The following is a 15,832-nucleotide window of genomic DNA, read 5'->3' on the forward strand; positions in this document are numbered from 1 at the left end:
GACAATTTGGAGTATCCTTATCGGATTCAACCTGGTAACTATGCGCACTTGGTCCCTATTCCTGTTTTTGGTGGGTGGCAGTTTCAGCCTCCTCGCCCAACCGGCCACTTACCTCCGCGCCGACGCCACCCGCATCCTCAACGGCGAAGGTGAAGAAGTCATCTTCCGCGGCATAGGCCTCGGCGGCTGGATGCTCCAGGAGGGTTACATGCTGAAGACCGGCGGGCCCCAGTACAAGATCGAGCGGCGCATCGAGGACCTGGTCGGCGCCGAACGCAAGGACCGCTTCTACGACGCCTGGCTCGCCAACCACACCCAGCGGGCCGATGTGGAGGCCCTGGCTGGCTGGGGCTTCAACCTGATCCGCCTGCCGATGCACTATAAGCTGTTCACCCCGCCCATCGAGGAAGAGCCGGTAGCCGGCGAGGTCACCTGGCGGGAGCGGGGTTTCGAGCTTACCGACAGCCTCCTGGCGTGGTGCCAGGACAACGGAATGTACCTCATCCTCGACCTCCACGCCGCCCCGGGCGGACAGGGCGAGAACGCGGACATCAACGACTACGACCCCACTAAGCCTTCCCTCTGGGAAAGCGAGGCCAACCGGGAGAAAACGATCGCCCTCTGGCGCCGCCTCGCCGAACGCTACGCCGACGAGCCCGCGGTAGCCGGCTACGACATCATCAACGAGCCCAACTGGGGATTCCAAAATCACGAGGAGGATCCCAACGGTTGCGCCGAAACCGAGAACACGATCCTGTGGGAGCTGCAACGCGACATCACGGCGGCGATCCGGGAAGTGGACCCCAACCACATCGTCATCATCGAGGGCAACTGCTGGGGCAATAACTACCGCGGACTGCCGGAGCTGTGGGACGATAATCTGGTCGTCAGCTTTCATAAATACTGGAACCCCAACGACCGGGCCTCCATCCAGCACATGCTCGATATGCGCGAGGAGCGACAGGTGCCGATCTGGCTCGGCGAAACCGGCGAGAACTCGAACACCTGGTTTACGGATGCCATCTCGCTCTTCGAGGAAAACGACTTCGGCTGGGCCTGGTGGCCGCTGAAGAAACTGGGCTACAACAATCCCCTGCAGATTCCGCTGGACCCCGGCTACCAGGATTTGATCGATTACTGGCGATCCCCGGACGAAGTCGCCCGGCCCGATCCGGACACCGCCTTCGCCGCGTTGATGCAGTTTGCGGAGAACACCAAGTTTGAGAACAACATCCAACACCCCTCCGTCGTCGACGCGATGATTAGGCAACCCCACTCGGACGCGGCCATTCCCTTTGCGAAGCACACGCTGGGCGGCGACACGACCACCTACCTCCCGCTCACCGACTTCGACCTCGGCCGCGCCGGTATCGCTTACTCGGACACGGAAGTGGACAACACCACCACCAAGGCCGGCGGCCAGGCCTGGAACTACGGCTCCGCCTACCGCAACGACGGCGTCGACATCCGGCCGGCGCAGGATGAGCGCGGCAACGGCTACGCGGTCGGCTGGACGGAGGCCGGGGAATGGTTGCAGTACACCGTCGAAGTCGCCACCGCCGGCGACTACCGCGTGGCGATCCGGGCGGCGGCGACCGATCCCGGCGCCGCGGTCCGGCTGGACGTCGACGGAACTACCGTCACCGAAGCAATACCGCTTCCCGCCACCGGAAGTGGCGAAACCTGGCGGACCACCCCGCTGGGTACGGTCCGTCTCGACCCCGGTACTCAGGTCATCCGCCTCCACGTCGCGACCGGCGGCGCGGACCTAAACTGGCTGTCCTTCGAGCGCGCCCGGTAGGAACCGTTCCGAACATTCCCGGACCGCGGGGGCTTGATGACGTAATCTGCCGCCCTATGCCCTGGATCCCGATCGTTTGCTTGCTGTTGCTCACCGCGTACTTACCGGCCCAGTACAGCCCTACCATCGTCTCCGGTCGGCCGGGGCAGTCGATCAACGCCGCTACCGTGGGCAGGGGGGTGTACCAGGTGCAGACGGGCCTGAACCTCGACTGGGCCCGGGAAGGGCGGGAAAACCTCTTCGACCTGAGCGAAGTGACCGACATCCGCGTGGGCGTCTTCGAGCGGCTGGAACTGAGCGCGCTCATCATCGGGGAGGCGGACGAATCCACGGTAGCGCCGCGCGGCACCCGTCGCGACCGAGGCATCAGCGACACCCAACTGGGCGGACGGTACCTTTTTCTGGAAAACGATGGCTGGCGACCGGCCATCGCGGTGCGGGCACATGCCCTGCTGCGCGCGCAGGACGAGGACTTCCGGCGCGAGCGCGTGGGCGCTAACCTCATCCTGGCGGCCGACTGGGCGGTGACCGACCTACTGGCTTTCACCGCCAACCTGAGCCGCACCTGGCCCGGCGACGGCTCCCGGTCCGACGACTACGTGGCGACCCTGGGCTTCAATCTCTCCGACCGCTGGAGCTCTTTCGTGGAGGTGTACGGCACGATGACCGGGGTAGCTACGGCCAATTACGACGGTGGTTTTGCCTATCTGGTCAACGACAACCTGGGCCTGGACCTATCGGTGGGCTGGGACGGTGACTACGGTGTCAGAAGCTACTTCCTCGACTTCGGCGTCTCTTTCCGGGTGGACGATCACTGACCCTCCACCCGCTGCTCCGGCTGGTCGCGCACGGTGAGGGTGAAGATGTCCGGCCGCGCGTAGTGGCCCGCGACGTCGAAATCCAGCCGGGCGCGCACGATGGCTTCCGGATCCAGCTCGGCGGTGACGACGCCCGCTTCCCCGTACAGCGGTCCGGCGATGATTTCCCCCAGCGGCGAGACGATGACGCTGCCGCCGCGGCTTTCCGCCCGCTCGGGTTCCCGGACCAGTCCGCGGTATTCGGCGGGCAACATCTCCTCGGTCATGTAATGGTTGCAGCCGAGCACGAAACAGCGGCCCTCTAGGGCAATATGCTGCATCGTGGCGGTCCAGCCGTCGCGGGCATCGGCGGTGGGCGCGATCCAGATCTCGACTCCCTGGCGATACAGGGCGGCCCGGGCCAGGGGCATATAGTTTTCCCAGCAGATAAGGCCGCCCATTTTGCCGATGGCGGTATCGAAGGTGAGCAGGTCCTCCCCGCCGGCCTCGGCCCAGATCAGCCGCTCTGTGCCCGTCGGTTTGATCTTGCGGTGCACGCCGAGCAAGCCGTGGGTGGGGGAGAGGTAAAGCATCGAGCAGTACAGGCTGCTATTCCGGCGTCGGCGCTCGGTGACGCCGATCACCAGGTAGGCGTCGAGGTCACGGGCCAGCTTTTCCAGCCGCGGGCGATCGTCGCTCTCCAGGTCGACGCTGGCGCGGTGGTAGGCAGCGTACAGCTCCCGTCCGGCCGGCGTGCGGCTACCCACGACGGCCCCGAAATCAAAACCCCGCGGGTAGCCGGGCACGAAGGATTCGGGGAAGACGATCAGTTTGGCGCCGGCCCGCGCCTGCTCGGATGCGAGATCGGACAACTTTTCGAGGGTAGCTTCCTTATCGAAAAAAACGGGGCTGTCCTGGATGAGGGCGACGGATAGGGGCATGCCACAAAATAGGGCGGCGGAGCGCAGGTGGGAAGCCAATAAAATTGGGGCGAATGTTTGGCTACCGTCCAGCTGAAACCCGCCCGGCGCTCACGGATGGGTGGAGCGCCAACTGCAGCCCCAGCGCGACCAGCCAAACCAGCCATAGCGTGCTACCCACGAAGCCCGCCCGCCCCCACACCGGAAAACCGGGCAGCACCGTAGCGAAAAGTTCCGCCTGCGCAGCCAGGTAGATCGCCGAGCTGGCGTAGCCCAAAGCGGCGAACCAGGCCGGGAAGTGCCAGGCGGAGCGGAGCAAGCCCGTAATCCCGACCACCCAGCCGATCGTGAACAGTTGTCCCAGGTGCTCGCCCAGCACCACGCCGCCGTACTGGTGCACGAGCTGAAAGAGGGCAACGGCGATCCGCTGCGTGGTTTCGTCCCCGGACACGTAATTGCCGGCCAGCAGCGGCACCACGAAGGACCACCGTAACAGGCCTACGACCTGCACGAACAAGCCGAGCGTGCCCACGGCGGTCAGCCACCGCGCTGCCGGCGCGTCGGCTTCGAGGGTTCGGCCCAGTTGTTGACAAGCTACGAGGAGTGGGAGTCCCAAGACGGCAAACAGCCACCAGGTGATCCGCAAGCCGGTGCCCCCGGCGTGGAAGGCCATAAGGATCTCCCCGGGGTCCCGCCGCAGGATGCCGGGATAGTCGAAGCGGATGGCGAGCACGGCGTAGGGGATCAGCACCCCGCAGGCGCCGAGGACGAACAGCCAGCCCGTACTGCGTAGCGCGCTCATGCCGGGGTACTTTGGGTGGTGAACCAGTCCATGGTCTCCCGGACGATGGCATGAGGCGGCGTGGCAATGTCTCCGAAGCGGGCTGTGAATCGCTCGGCGGAAAGGAGGTACGGTTGATTGAATTGATAACCCAGCTCCCGAACTTCCCGCGCGAAGGGACTGAACCAGCCAGCAACCGCCAGGGCCGCGGGCGGGATGGACCGATAACGGATGCGGCGGTCCAGCGCGGTTTCGAAAAGATCTATCCAATCCCGCTGCGGCAGTGCCGCTGTCCCCGGCACGTGCCAGACCTGTCCGTAAACATCGTTGGCGAAGGCAATCAGCGCCATGGCGCGGGCCAAATCTCCGATGTAGGTGAAGGCATGCGGCAGGTCGGTGCGACCGGGCAGGAAGACCGTTTTTCCCCGCGCCGCCCGATGCAGAAAATCCACGCCGAAGACGCCCTTGTGGATCCGCGGGCCGATGAAGTCGGACGCTTTCACCACGGCTACCCGGTCGCTCACCCCGTGGTGGGCGAAGGCGGTCAGGAGCTCCGCCCGGATGCGGCCCTTCCGGGTGGCGGCGGCGTGGGGCAGGTCTTCCGTATAGACCGCGCCCCCCAGATCGCCGTAGGAATACAGATTGTCGGCTAAGACCAGGCGCGCGGACGAACCGCGGAGGCCGGCGACGAGGGCCGCCGAGAGCGCCAGATAGAACCGTCCCCATTCCGGATAGGGCACGTCGGTACAGCAGCAAACGATCTCCGCTTCACGGAAGATTTCGGTGAGCGCCTCCGCGCGGGTTACGTCTACGGACCGAACGGTTACGCCGGGGGGCAGGGGGAAGTCGGTCCGGCCGGAGCGATTGAATAAGCGGAGGGGGGCGGTCGGGTATAGTTCCCCAAGGACTTCGCACAGGCTCCGGCCGACCTGGCCGGTTCCAAGAATACTGATCATGGCCCGGGAATTAAAGGGTGAAGGAATAGCCGATGCCCGGCGTCGGGTTCACCTGCAGGCTTTTGCCTTCCGCCCCCAGGACGATGACGCCGAGGCGCAGGTTAAGTCCCTTCCAGACCACCCAGCGTAGGCCGGCTTCTACGGCCAGGGCGTTCAGGTCCCGGTAGTCGCGGGTCTGGCCGCGCAGGTAAGACAGGCCCCCGTAGAAGGCGGAGGGCACCGGCTGCTTGCCCCAGGGCAGGAACCAGTAGCTGACGCCGGCTTTGAGGAATTCCGTCGTAACGCCACTTTCGAAATTGGTGGGGTAGTAGCCCGCGTGCATGGAAACCCGCCGGTGCTGGTATTCCAGTCCGATGGAGGGGTTGCGGAAGCCGTTGAGGCCGATTTGATGGGCGGGGAAGCGGTCCTGCGCCTGTGCCGTGGTGACCAGGAAGAGCAGGAGCCCGGTAAAGATTTGCTTGAACATCGTTTTCGTAGTTGAAAGTTGATGCCGCAAAGTTCCGGGGGCCGTGGACCCGATCCGCCGGACATATGTCCGGAAAAACCGTCACGTTACTTTTTGGCCCGCAGCCGGCTCAGGTGGCGGGGGGTGATGGCCAGCATGGAGGCCAGGTACTGCAGGGGGACCTCCCGGAAGAGCTCCGGTTCTTCCCGCAGCATCTTGTGGTATCGCTCCTCGGCCGTCAGGGTGATGAGGTCGAAGCGGCCCTTGTCGATGCAGCAGATCTGCCACTCGAGCAGGCCGGTGTAAAAGTCGCCGAAGCCGGCCACCTCGGTACGGAGCGCCTGCAACTGCTGGCGGTCGATCGTCCAGAGTTGCGAATCCGTCACGGCCCGGATGCACTCCGGCGCGGGCGTCCGGTTGAGGAAGCTCAGCAGGGAGGCCGCGAAGCTGCCCGCGAGGGAGATGTAGGTGGTGCGCTCCTCGCCGCGGGTGTCGACGGTGAAGTAGCGGAGTTGCCCCGATTCTAGGTAGGCCAGGGAGTCGGCTACCCGATCCGGCCGCACGAAGTCCTCCCCCCGGGCCAGTAGCCGGGGCGTGAAGCGGGCCGCGATGGTTTCCGCCGCGGGGCGCGCGAATCCGGCCCGCCGGAAGTATTCCGTCAGTGTATTCATGCGGGGAGCTTAATTTGGGGATGTGCCGGGGCTTTCCGGGAAGTATTGCACCTGCGCTCCGGCGCCCTCCACCCGAATTTACGCTTTGCCGCCCAATGACCGGATGGTTGTGATGGTCGGTTCGTAATGGCCGAATTCCCGCATCGGAATGCCCAGTTACTCGGTCTGCGTTACCACGTGGGCCGGACCGGTGTTCCCGTCAGTATTACTTGGGCTGTTGCATGCGCCTAAAACGCGTAATTCAGCGTGGTACCGTCGAAGAACTTGACCTCCTTAAGGCCGGTAATGACGAGTCCGCAGCGTTCACCCGCCGGTCCCTTCAACACGTCAGTGCCGGCAACGGACCCGCTTCCAATACCGTAATTCCTTCCGCGTCGGTATCGGAAATTCGGTTCGAGTACACTTTCATGAACTGCCCAGCGAAATCGTTCCTCACCCCGCCAAAACCCACCCCGCTACCTAGCCGCGAAGATTGATGTGCCGAAAGCTACCGCCGGCGCATGGTGGCCCACCAGTTCAATACCGCCGTCGCCAACGGCCAGTCGCCCATCGTCGCCTACATGCAGGAAGACCTGCCCGCCGACGTCGGTATGCTGGACATCGAGCAGGGCGGTAAGACCGACATCAGCGACGACTACTGGCTCACCGGCGTCACCCTCAGTAACCACAGCTGGAGCTACATCGACGGACAGACGTACAAGGACCCCGCCCTGGTAATCCGCAATATGATTGACGTCTGGAGTAAGCGCGGCATCGTGCTGCTCAATGTAAGCCCCCGCGCCGACGGCGTCATCAACCGGGAGCAGCGCGAGGTGCTGGCCGCCACCGGCGACGCGGAATTCGAGGAGGGGCACTTCGGCGGGCAGTCCGCCACCATGCAGTACACCCACCATGACATCCGCTTCACCCGGTCCAAGGACGGAAGCGCCGTCTATGTCTACGTGCTCGGTAGGCCGGAGGCTAATACCGCGCTGCCCATTCGCCATCTCGTGGCCCAGAACGACGGGCGTACCGTGGAGGCCGTTACGGTGGTGGGTAGTGGTGCCCAGGTCGACTTTGCCCTGGAGGGGGAGGAGATAATTTTACAAACTCCCGCCGCCGCGGCGATGGACGAGATGGCTACGGTATTTCGGGTGGATGTGAGGTAGGCAGGTGTGCCGGTGGCTGATCCGAAATGCATCACTATTGACCGTGGGCGTTTCTCCTGCGCTGCGGCGCCAAACGGGGAGCGGTAGGAGAAGGAGTCAATACTCGGGAAAGAAATCGGGCTGTTCCCGCAGCAACGCGCTATGTTGCTCTGGGGTCAGGAACAGATAGCCTGCCGCCTGTCCGTCGTCGAGGGCATAATGAAATTCTCCCTCGACCTTATTCTCCTTCATCGCCCTTTCGATCAGGACCAGGAACGAAGGGTCCAGCCAGTCAAGCTCCATCCGGAGTTTTTCCTGGTAATGCCGGCCCGCATGATGGAAGGAAAAGTCGACGTGGTCTTCTTCCCACTGCTCGGCAAAATTATCCTGGACATCGGTAGGTGAGAAAGCTCCCCGGGAGGCCGCAGCGAACTGGTTAGTTAGCTCTTCGTAGGGGTTCTCCAGATTGCCCGTTTCCCAGTCAAAGTACACGATCGTTTTCGGAAAACAGAGCAGTATATCCTGGTAACTGGCGATGGTGGCCTGCGCCGCACACTCCCGTCCTGCCTGCAATTCGGTGGTGGAAAGATGAGCGAATAAGCCCATATCCCGGTATAGCTCAATAATAGAAGTGATGCGGTCGCTGGTAAATTTGTTGGTGTGGTCTTCCCAAGACAAGAAGTCGTGGCTTTGGTGTTTTACCCAGATAGTGTATTCCTCCTCAGTTAGTAGAATAAAGGCAAATTCGGGAGTTGCGGGGCGGGCATACCCGTTTCGTTCTGGGTAGGATTGGGCGAAATATAGTCGGTAATCCGAGCGCTGATCGCGCAGAAAGCGGTTGATGCTCCGTGTGAGGTCCTGATGGATTTCGAGCACAGAATCGGTGATTGCTTCTTCCGGCTGTACAAAGTCATAAAAGAACTTATCCCGGTAGATGCCATCCTCGGTGGTGAACGCTACCTCTAAGGCATACTCCACCAGGCCCGTAAATCCTGCATCGTTGGTTACCACGCGCCGTACCGATAGATCTTGCATGGACAGATTCGGAACGATGGACTGCAGGGTGTCGTAGAGCAACGAATAGCCCTGCTCCACATCGGCGGGGAGTTCTTCCGGGCGAACTACAATTGCGCGGTCGGAATACCGCAGCAGGTCGATTTTAGGGAGTAACGGTGATCCTTCGGGGCGGGAGGTGAACCGGCGGTAGCCCACAGCGGAAAGGATGCCCGCGGTGTACAGCGCCTCAATGAGCGCGTCTTCCCGGGCCCGGTCCCCGGGATAACTTTCGACGGCAGCCATCAGCTGGGCTGCGTAGGCAAGAATGGTATGTTCGTACGCTGCCTGGTCGCTGGGCATTTCCCGGTTGATCGTTTCGTGTACATCCTCCGTCAGCAAGCCAAGGTCCCGAAGGTCTCGCAGCGTGCGCCGTTTGGTTTTACCGGTAACACTGCAGGTGCGACTAATAAGCTCCGGCTCCAGCATCTCCATGGACATAGTGAGGTACCAGGAAAATCCGGCGTCATCCGGAACGTACCCGGGTTCGGGCTCGATCGCCGCTTCGATACGGTAGCCTTCGAAATCCGCCATTTGTCTGCGAATTTTCTCCTTGTCTTCCGGAGAAAGGGTTTGCTGTCCCCGTTTTTGTACATAGTCACCGTACAGGCGTGTGTACTCCAGCATGCCGGACCGGTACCCCAAGTCGGTCAGAAACGCACGGCTAAGGAAGGACAGCAACTCAACGCGGCTGATTTCCAACCCGGTTGTGTGCTCTTCGCCAGCGTTCAGGCCGTACTGGTACCGCGGTAAGTCATTTTCCCGAATCCGGTCGGTTAGCACTTGCCTGCCATGGTCGGATAGTATCTGCACACGGTGTAAGCGATCGGCCATTTCTATGGCGTCGGACTGGGAGAGCATCTGGGCCTTGAGGGAAAGGGTGAGGAGCAGGGAGGTGTACAGACAGATATTTCTAAGCATGTCAGCGGGGCGCAGGGAATAACTCGCAATATGGGCCGCTCCCAGCCGAGGGTGTCCGTAGAGCGTCATGGAAATTTTTTGTAGAGGACGATCATTACCGCTTGATAGCCGGCCATAGGTAGTTTCAACGAGTAAAGCACCGGCGTAGCACTCATGGCTCCGGAGTTAATAGATTCTTTAGTATTCAAGGGTTGCTTCCGGCATCTGCTCGAGAAAAAATCCATCATACACTACGGCGGAAAGCAATATCAGCAGATCGTAGGGAGTAACGGAGCTCAGGTCAGCAACGCTCAGGCGAGCGCCGGTTGCCGATACGTCGAAGCCCAATCTGCGAAGATTACCGGCACCCCTGGTTACGGTAAGGGTGGAGTACTGCCATTCACCTAGATACTTTACGGTCAATTCCAGTCGGTTCGCTTCACGGATCAACTCGAGAAGGAGGTGTTCGGGGATGCGCAGGCGAGCCTCCGTGATCTTGTGGTCAAGCCGCGCTTCCAAAACGCCCAGCAGCTCGTCTCCATCGGTATGGCTGTCGGTCGATTTACGCTCCAGCGCGGCAATGCGGGCGGTGAGCTCCGCTTCCCGCGTGGCCATTAAGTCCCGGTATTCATCCACTTCGCCCAAACCAGGCCGTCCGCGGGCAGCGTGCAGATTCGGTAATTGCCGCCGGGCTTTCGCTAATAATGCCGCGGAGGGATCACGGAGGTGGCGGTAAATCCTGAGCTGCCGGTTCACCTGTATTAAGCCTGCCTGGTGAAGATTGGCAAGGGCATAGTCTAATTCTTGGACGCAAGCCGTAATGGCCCGCTCAAGTCGGAGTCGTTCCGATTCTAACTGCTGAACGATGAGGGGTAGGTCGGAAGGCGTCAGGTGGATTTCGGGTTTAAGATCGGGGTTTTGGTAGGGACAACGCTCCTGCGCTTCTGCGCCAAAAACCACCTGAAAAAAAGGCAGCTATGGCCGGAATCGGCCTGACAATATTGCCGGTAGCTCCTTCGGGTCCGCACTTTGCAAGGTTAAGGCGCCCCCCCAGCGAACCGGAGAAATAAAGCCGCCGGTTAAAGGGGTGAGCGCATTTAGCTAACCATCGCTGGTCGGTTCCTATGCTATGGACCGGTCGGCCGCATTCGATAAAATCTATGAACTTCAACAACTTCACCATCAAAAGCCAGGAGGTGCTCCAGCGGGCCAGCGAGATTGCGGTAGGCAATCAGCAGCAGTCCATCGAGCCGGCGCACCTGCTGAAGGCGATCTTCGAGGTGGACGAGAGCGTGACGCCCTTTCTCTTTAAGAAGTTAGGGGTAAACACCAACGCGATCAAGGCCGCCATCGACAGCATCGTAGCCGGGGTGCCCAAAGTGACGGGCGCCCAGCAGGTCCTGAGCCGCAACGGCGTCGAACTGGCCCAGCAGGCCAACGTGGCCGCCCGCGAGATGAAGGACGAATACGTCTCCATCGAGCACCTGCTCCTGGCCGCCCTGAAGATCAACGACCCGGCCAGCGAGGTTCTGAAGGACGCCGGTATTCGTACCAAGGAACTCAAACTCGCCATCGAAGAACTTCGTGGAGGTAAGCGGGTCACGTCCAATAGTGCGGAGAACGCCTACAACAGCCTCGAGAAGTACGCCGTCAACCTGAACGAGCGCGCCCGCAACGGCAAGCTCGACCCGGTGATCGGCCGCGACGAGGAGATTCGCCGCGTGCTGCACATCCTGGCGCGCCGCAGCAAAAACAATCCGATTCTAATAGGTGAGCCCGGCGTGGGTAAGACCGCCATCGTGGAGGGCCTGGCCCACCGCATCGTGGACGGCGACGTGCCGGAGGACCTGCGGGATAAGGAGATCTTCAGCCTTGACATGGGTGCCCTCATCGCCGGTGCCAAGTACCAGGGTGAGTTCGAAGAGCGCCTCAAGGGCGTGATCAATGAGGTCACCCAGGCCGAGGGACAGATCTTCCTCTTCATCGACGAGATCCACACGCTGGTGGGGGCCGGTAAGGGACAGGGGGCCATGGACGCCGCCAACATCCTGAAGCCCGCTCTGGCCCGCGGCGAACTGCGCGCCATCGGGGCCACCACGCTGGCGGAGTACCAGAAGTACTTCGAGACCGATAAGGCCCTCGAGCGCCGCTTCCAGCAAGTGACGGTCGACGAACCGAACGAGGAAGACGCCATTTCCATTCTCCGCGGACTCAAGGAGCGTTACGAAACCCACCACAAGATCAATATCCTGGACGAGGCCGTCGTGGCCGCCGTACAGCTTTCGGAGCGCTACATCACCGACCGCTTCCTGCCCGATAAGGCGATCGACCTGATCGACGAGGCCGCCGCCCGTCTGCGCCTGGAGATGAACTCCATGCCGGAAGAACTCGACGAACTCGAGCGACGCATTCGCCAGCTCGAGATCGAGCGGGAGGCCGTGAAGCGCGAGAACGATGAGACCAAGATCGACCGTATCCGCAAGGACCTCGCCAACCTCGAGGAGCGCCGCAACGAACTGCGCGCCCAGTGGGAAAGCGAGCGCGAGGTGGTGCTCGGTCTCCAGCAGGCCAAGCAGCGCATCGACGAACTGAAGAACGAAGCCAACCGGCTGGAACGCTCCGGCGAGTATAGCAAGGTGGCCGAGATCCGCTACGGACAGATCCCCGCGGTCGAAGCGGAACTGAAGGATTACACCGACCGCCTGGCCAGTATGCAGACCAAGGCCAAGATGCTGGTGAAGGAAGAGGTCGACAGCGAAGACATCGCCGAGATCGTCGCCCGCTGGACCGGCATCCCCGTTACCCGCATGCTCCAGAGCGAGCGCGAGAAGCTGCTGCGCCTGGAGGAGGAACTGCACGAGCGCGTGATCGGCCAGGACGAGGCCGTCGAGGCCGTCGCCGACTCCATCCGCCTCAACCGCACCGGCCTGAGCAACCAGGACCGCCCGATCGGCTCCTTCCTCTTCCTCGGTACCACCGGGGTGGGTAAGACGGAGCTGGCCAAGGCCCTGGCCGACTACCTCTTCAACGACGCCGACATGATGACCCGCATCGACATGAGCGAGTACCAGGAACGCCACGCCGTGAGCCGGCTGGTGGGTGCCCCTCCGGGTTACGTGGGCTACGACGAAGGCGGTCAGCTCACCGAAGCCGTGCGCCGCAAGCCCTACAGCGTGGTGCTGCTCGACGAGATCGAAAAGGCCCACCCGGATGTCTTTAACATCCTGCTGCAGGTGCTCGACGACGGTCGCCTCACCGATAACAAAGGTCGGATCGCGAACTTCAAGAACACGATCATCATCATGACCTCCAACATCGGCTCCGAGATCATCCGGGAGAAATTCTCCCAGATCGAGGACGGCAACGAGGAAGAGATCATCTCCGACACCAAGGACACCCTCTTCAACGTGCTGAAGCAGACGGTGCGCCCCGAGTTCCTGAACCGCATCGACGACATCGTGATGTTCCGCCCCCTGGGTCGCGGCGACATCCGCCAGATCGTCGAACTGCAGCTCAACGAGGTCAAGCGCATGCTGGCCGAGCAGAACATCACCCTGTCGGTGGCCCCCGAGGCCATGGACTGGCTTGCCGCCGAGGGCTACAACCCGGAGTTCGGTGCCCGTCCGCTGAAGCGGGTGATCAAGAAGCGCGTCCTGCGGCAGCTCTCGAAGCAAATGCTGCAGAACGACATCCAGCCCGGCAGCCAGGTCGTCCTCGACGTCTTCGACGACGTGGTCGTCTTCCGGCAGGCCCGTGAAACCGAGCGGGTAGGCCAGACCGCCTCGGCGGTGTAACGACTATTTGACGTGTATGATAAGTTGCCCCTGCTCCGCTTTGGTGGAGTGGGGGCTTTTTAATTGGTGAATTTGTGAAGGAGTGAGGGACTGAATTGGCTGCCGCTCGGGATAGCTCGCTTCGCTCGTGGGCGGGATGCTCAATACGGATTTGGCAGATTCGCTCCGCGGCTGCCTTTGGCGGTTTGGGCACGGATTTCTTGATCGGCTCCGGTCGCTTCGCTCGCGGCACCTCGGGCCGGGTGGCGGAGATCCACCTCCGCCCGATCTCACCCTTCAAGATGCTTTGCGGGTGGCACAGTACTCCCCAGAGCTGGAGCTCCTGGACCCGGGCGACCAGCGAAGGCGCGCAGCGCATTCGATAATCCGTGATATCCGGAGCCCAGCACCAATCCGTGCCGAGCGAAGCGAACCGAAGCTCGACGTAGTTAATCCGTGTGAACCCAAACCCCGAGCCGCGGGCGAGCCACCAGAAAAGCCTATTGCGTAAGGAACCGCGGTGAGCTATCTTGTCTACGTGGAACTTCGGGCAAAACATCATCATACCGTAGGGCAAAGCTGGCGGCTACCCGGCAAGCCGATGTGGATGCTGGCATGCCTGTTGTTACCGTGCCTGCTTGCCGCCCAGGAAATTTGCGACAACGGCCGTGACGACGACGCGGACGGGCTCATCGACCTCAACGACCCCGACTGCGCCTGCGAGATCATCGAGCCCAAGTCCCTCATTCCGAATCCCTCCTTCGAAGACCTGAATTGCTGCCCCGGCAGCCGTAGCCAGCTTAACTGCGCCGTCGACTGGATCCAGGCCTCCGAGCCCACCACCGACCTGATCCACCAGTGCGGCTGGATGGGGTGGGAGGAATTCCCGCCGCCGCAACCCTTTCCGGACGGGGAGGGCATCATGGGCTTCCGGGACGGCCGGGTAATTCGCGACGGAGCGCCGGAAACGAACTGGAAGGAATACGCCGGGGCATGCCTCCTGAGCCCGCTGCTCACCGGTACGTCCTACCGCTTCGAGTTCGACGTGGGCTTTGTCGATTTTCAACAGTCGCCCCCGATCGATATTTCCTTTTTCGGTACAACCGACTGCGAGTACCTGCCCTTCGGCACGGGCAACGAGGCATTCGGCTGCCCGACGAACGGGCCGAACTGGAAGAAGCTGGGTGAGGTGCGGGTTTCCAGCGGGGGGCGGAATGCCTGGGTCAAGGCATCGATCGAGATCGTCCCCGAGGAGAACATCCGGGCGATTGCCATAGGTCCGGATTGCAACGCCACCTTCAGTTCCGTAAGTACCTATTATTTCTTCGACAACCTGCTACTGGCGGATCTGGAGGTGTTCGAACTGCGGATATCCGAAGTAGCGCACCCGTGTAGTCCGGACTTTACGCTGTCCGTGCCGGCCAACCCCGAGTATGGCTACCAGTGGTACCTCGGCGGCGTGGCCCTGGTGGGGGAGACGGCCGCGGCCCTATCGCGCCACTACGGCGAGGGAAGCTACCAGGTCCGGATCACCGACGCCCAGAGTTGCCGGCTGACGGAGACCTACGAATACCGCATCCCCGTTTACCGCACCCCGGATCGCGTGGCGATCTGCGAAGACGACGTTTACCGCTTCGGCGACCGCCGACTGATTGAATCGGGCGCCTACGTCGATACGTTTCCCAACCGCTTCGGCTGTGACAGCATCGTGTCCCTGCAACTCGAGGTCATCGGAGACACCTACGATACCCTGGAGGCTACCGTGCTGAACGGCGAGCTCTTCGAAATCGCCGACTACGGCTTCCGGGCGGCCGGGGAATATCCCCTCACGCTCACGTCCTCGCTGGGCTGCGATAGCCTGGTATTGCTGAAGCTGTCCAGTTTCGACATCTTCATCCCGAATGCCTTCAGTCCGAACGCCGACGGGCGCAACGACCTCTTCCAGCCCTTAGCCGCGGAGGAGCTCATTGCGTCGATCGACATGCAGGTATTCGACCGGTGGGGCAACAGTGTCTACCGCGGCGCGGGCTGGGACGGGGGGGATATGCCGCCGGGCTACTTCGTCTACACCATGCTAATCGCCTTCCGTAACGGAACGGAAAAGATGTTTTCGGGTGGGGTTACGCTGGTTAGGTGAATTAGTGAATTGCTGAATTAGTGAATTCGCGAATGGGCGGTCGGGGTAGTATCCGTCGGAGACTTGGCTCGCGGAGCCGCTGCTACGCCCGATGTCGAGCGGCTTGCAGCCCGAGCCGATACTACCACGTGCGGCAGCAAATTCACGCATTCACTCCCTCACGCATTCAGTCCTTCCACGAGCGACCCGTCGGCGGACCGGCTCCGCTGGGCAGACGACTAATGGACACCGCGGGTCGAGCGGCTTGCAGCCCGAGCCGATACTACCACGTGCGGCAGCAAATTCACGCATTCACTCCCTCACGCATTCACTCCTCCCGCGAGCGACCCGTCGGCGGACCGGCTCCGTTGGGCAGACGACTAATGGACACCGCGGGTCGAGCGGCTTGCAGCCCGAGCCGATACTACCACGTGCGGCAGCAAATTCACGCATTCACTCCCTCACGAATTCAGTCCTCCCGCGAGCGACCCG

General features: G+C 62.0%; 12 protein-coding genes. 5 read left to right on the forward strand and 7 right to left on the reverse strand.

All coding sequences use genetic code 11. The features are described from left to right. Positions 1–40: 40 nt before the first annotated feature. Both CLV84_RS03550 and CLV84_RS03555 read left to right on the forward strand, forming a co-directional pair. Entirely contained in the window at positions 41–1,801 is a 1,761-nt protein-coding gene (locus CLV84_RS03550) for a cellulase family glycosylhydrolase (protein ID WP_211295153.1), read from the forward strand. Positions 1,802–1,857: 56 nt separating this feature from the next. Next, entirely contained in the window at positions 1,858–2,619 is a 762-nt protein-coding gene (locus CLV84_RS03555) for a transporter (RefSeq protein ID WP_104418357.1), read from the forward strand. Here CLV84_RS03555 and CLV84_RS03560 read toward each other — a convergent pair. From CLV84_RS03560 to CLV84_RS03580, 5 genes are all read right to left on the reverse strand, one after another. After that, complete coding sequence (locus CLV84_RS03560) at positions 2,613–3,539, reverse strand: carbon-nitrogen hydrolase family protein (RefSeq protein WP_104418358.1); 927 nt, start codon at positions 3,537–3,539, stop codon at positions 2,613–2,615. The two genes, CLV84_RS03555 and CLV84_RS03560, sit on opposite strands and share 7 nt — an antisense overlap. Before the next feature lie 61 nt (positions 3,540–3,600). Continuing rightward, entirely contained in the window at positions 3,601–4,320 is a 720-nt protein-coding gene (locus tag CLV84_RS03565) for a DUF4386 domain-containing protein (RefSeq protein WP_104418359.1), read from the reverse strand. Beyond that, positions 4,317–5,255, reverse strand: a complete 939-nt coding sequence (locus tag CLV84_RS03570) for a Rossmann-fold NAD(P)-binding domain-containing protein (protein ID WP_104418360.1) — start codon at positions 5,253–5,255, stop codon at positions 4,317–4,319. Before CLV84_RS03570 ends, CLV84_RS03565 begins: the two co-directional genes overlap by 4 nt. A gap of 10 nt (positions 5,256–5,265) precedes the next feature. Next, positions 5,266–5,721, reverse strand: coding sequence for a hypothetical protein (locus CLV84_RS03575; RefSeq protein ID WP_104418361.1), 456 nt, complete (start codon positions 5,719–5,721; stop codon positions 5,266–5,268). A gap of 86 nt (positions 5,722–5,807) precedes the next feature. Further along, on the reverse strand, positions 5,808–6,371 hold the full coding sequence (locus tag CLV84_RS03580; protein WP_104418362.1) for a Crp/Fnr family transcriptional regulator: 564 nt from the start codon (positions 6,369–6,371) through the stop codon (positions 5,808–5,810). A 500-nt stretch (positions 6,372–6,871) separates the two neighbouring features. On the opposite strand from CLV84_RS03580, the gene CLV84_RS03590 reads away from it, so the two are divergent. Continuing rightward, the gene (locus tag CLV84_RS03590) at positions 6,872–7,519 is read left to right on the forward strand and encodes an alpha-L-fucosidase (RefSeq protein WP_104418364.1); all 648 of its coding nucleotides are present in this window, start codon (positions 6,872–6,874) and stop codon (positions 7,517–7,519) included. A 96-nt stretch (positions 7,520–7,615) separates the two neighbouring features. On the opposite strand, the gene CLV84_RS03595 is transcribed toward CLV84_RS03590, so the two are convergent. After that, positions 7,616–9,541 carry a hypothetical protein gene (locus CLV84_RS03595; RefSeq protein ID WP_146088692.1) on the reverse strand — a complete coding sequence of 642 codons (1,926 nt, stop codon included), beginning with the start codon at positions 9,539–9,541 and terminating at the stop codon, positions 7,616–7,618. A 108-nt stretch (positions 9,542–9,649) separates the two neighbouring features. Continuing rightward, entirely contained in the window at positions 9,650–10,066 is a 417-nt protein-coding gene (locus tag CLV84_RS21430) for a hypothetical protein (RefSeq protein WP_146088693.1), read from the reverse strand. A gap of 545 nt (positions 10,067–10,611) precedes the next feature. Between CLV84_RS21430 and clpB the strand changes: the two genes are divergently transcribed. Continuing rightward, positions 10,612–13,245 (forward strand): ATP-dependent chaperone ClpB, encoded by a 2,634-nt coding sequence (clpB, locus tag CLV84_RS03605; protein WP_104418367.1) that lies wholly within the window; start codon positions 10,612–10,614, stop codon positions 13,243–13,245. A gap of 499 nt (positions 13,246–13,744) precedes the next feature. Next, a complete protein-coding gene (locus CLV84_RS03610) occupies positions 13,745–15,361 on the forward strand; it encodes a T9SS type B sorting domain-containing protein (RefSeq protein ID WP_146088694.1) in 1,617 nt (538 codons plus the stop codon). Positions 15,362–15,832: the final 471 nt, after the last annotated feature.

It is taken from the genome of Neolewinella xylanilytica (assembly GCF_002934605.1).
GTDB classification, from domain to species: Bacteria; Bacteroidota; Bacteroidia; order Chitinophagales; family Saprospiraceae; genus Neolewinella; species Neolewinella xylanilytica.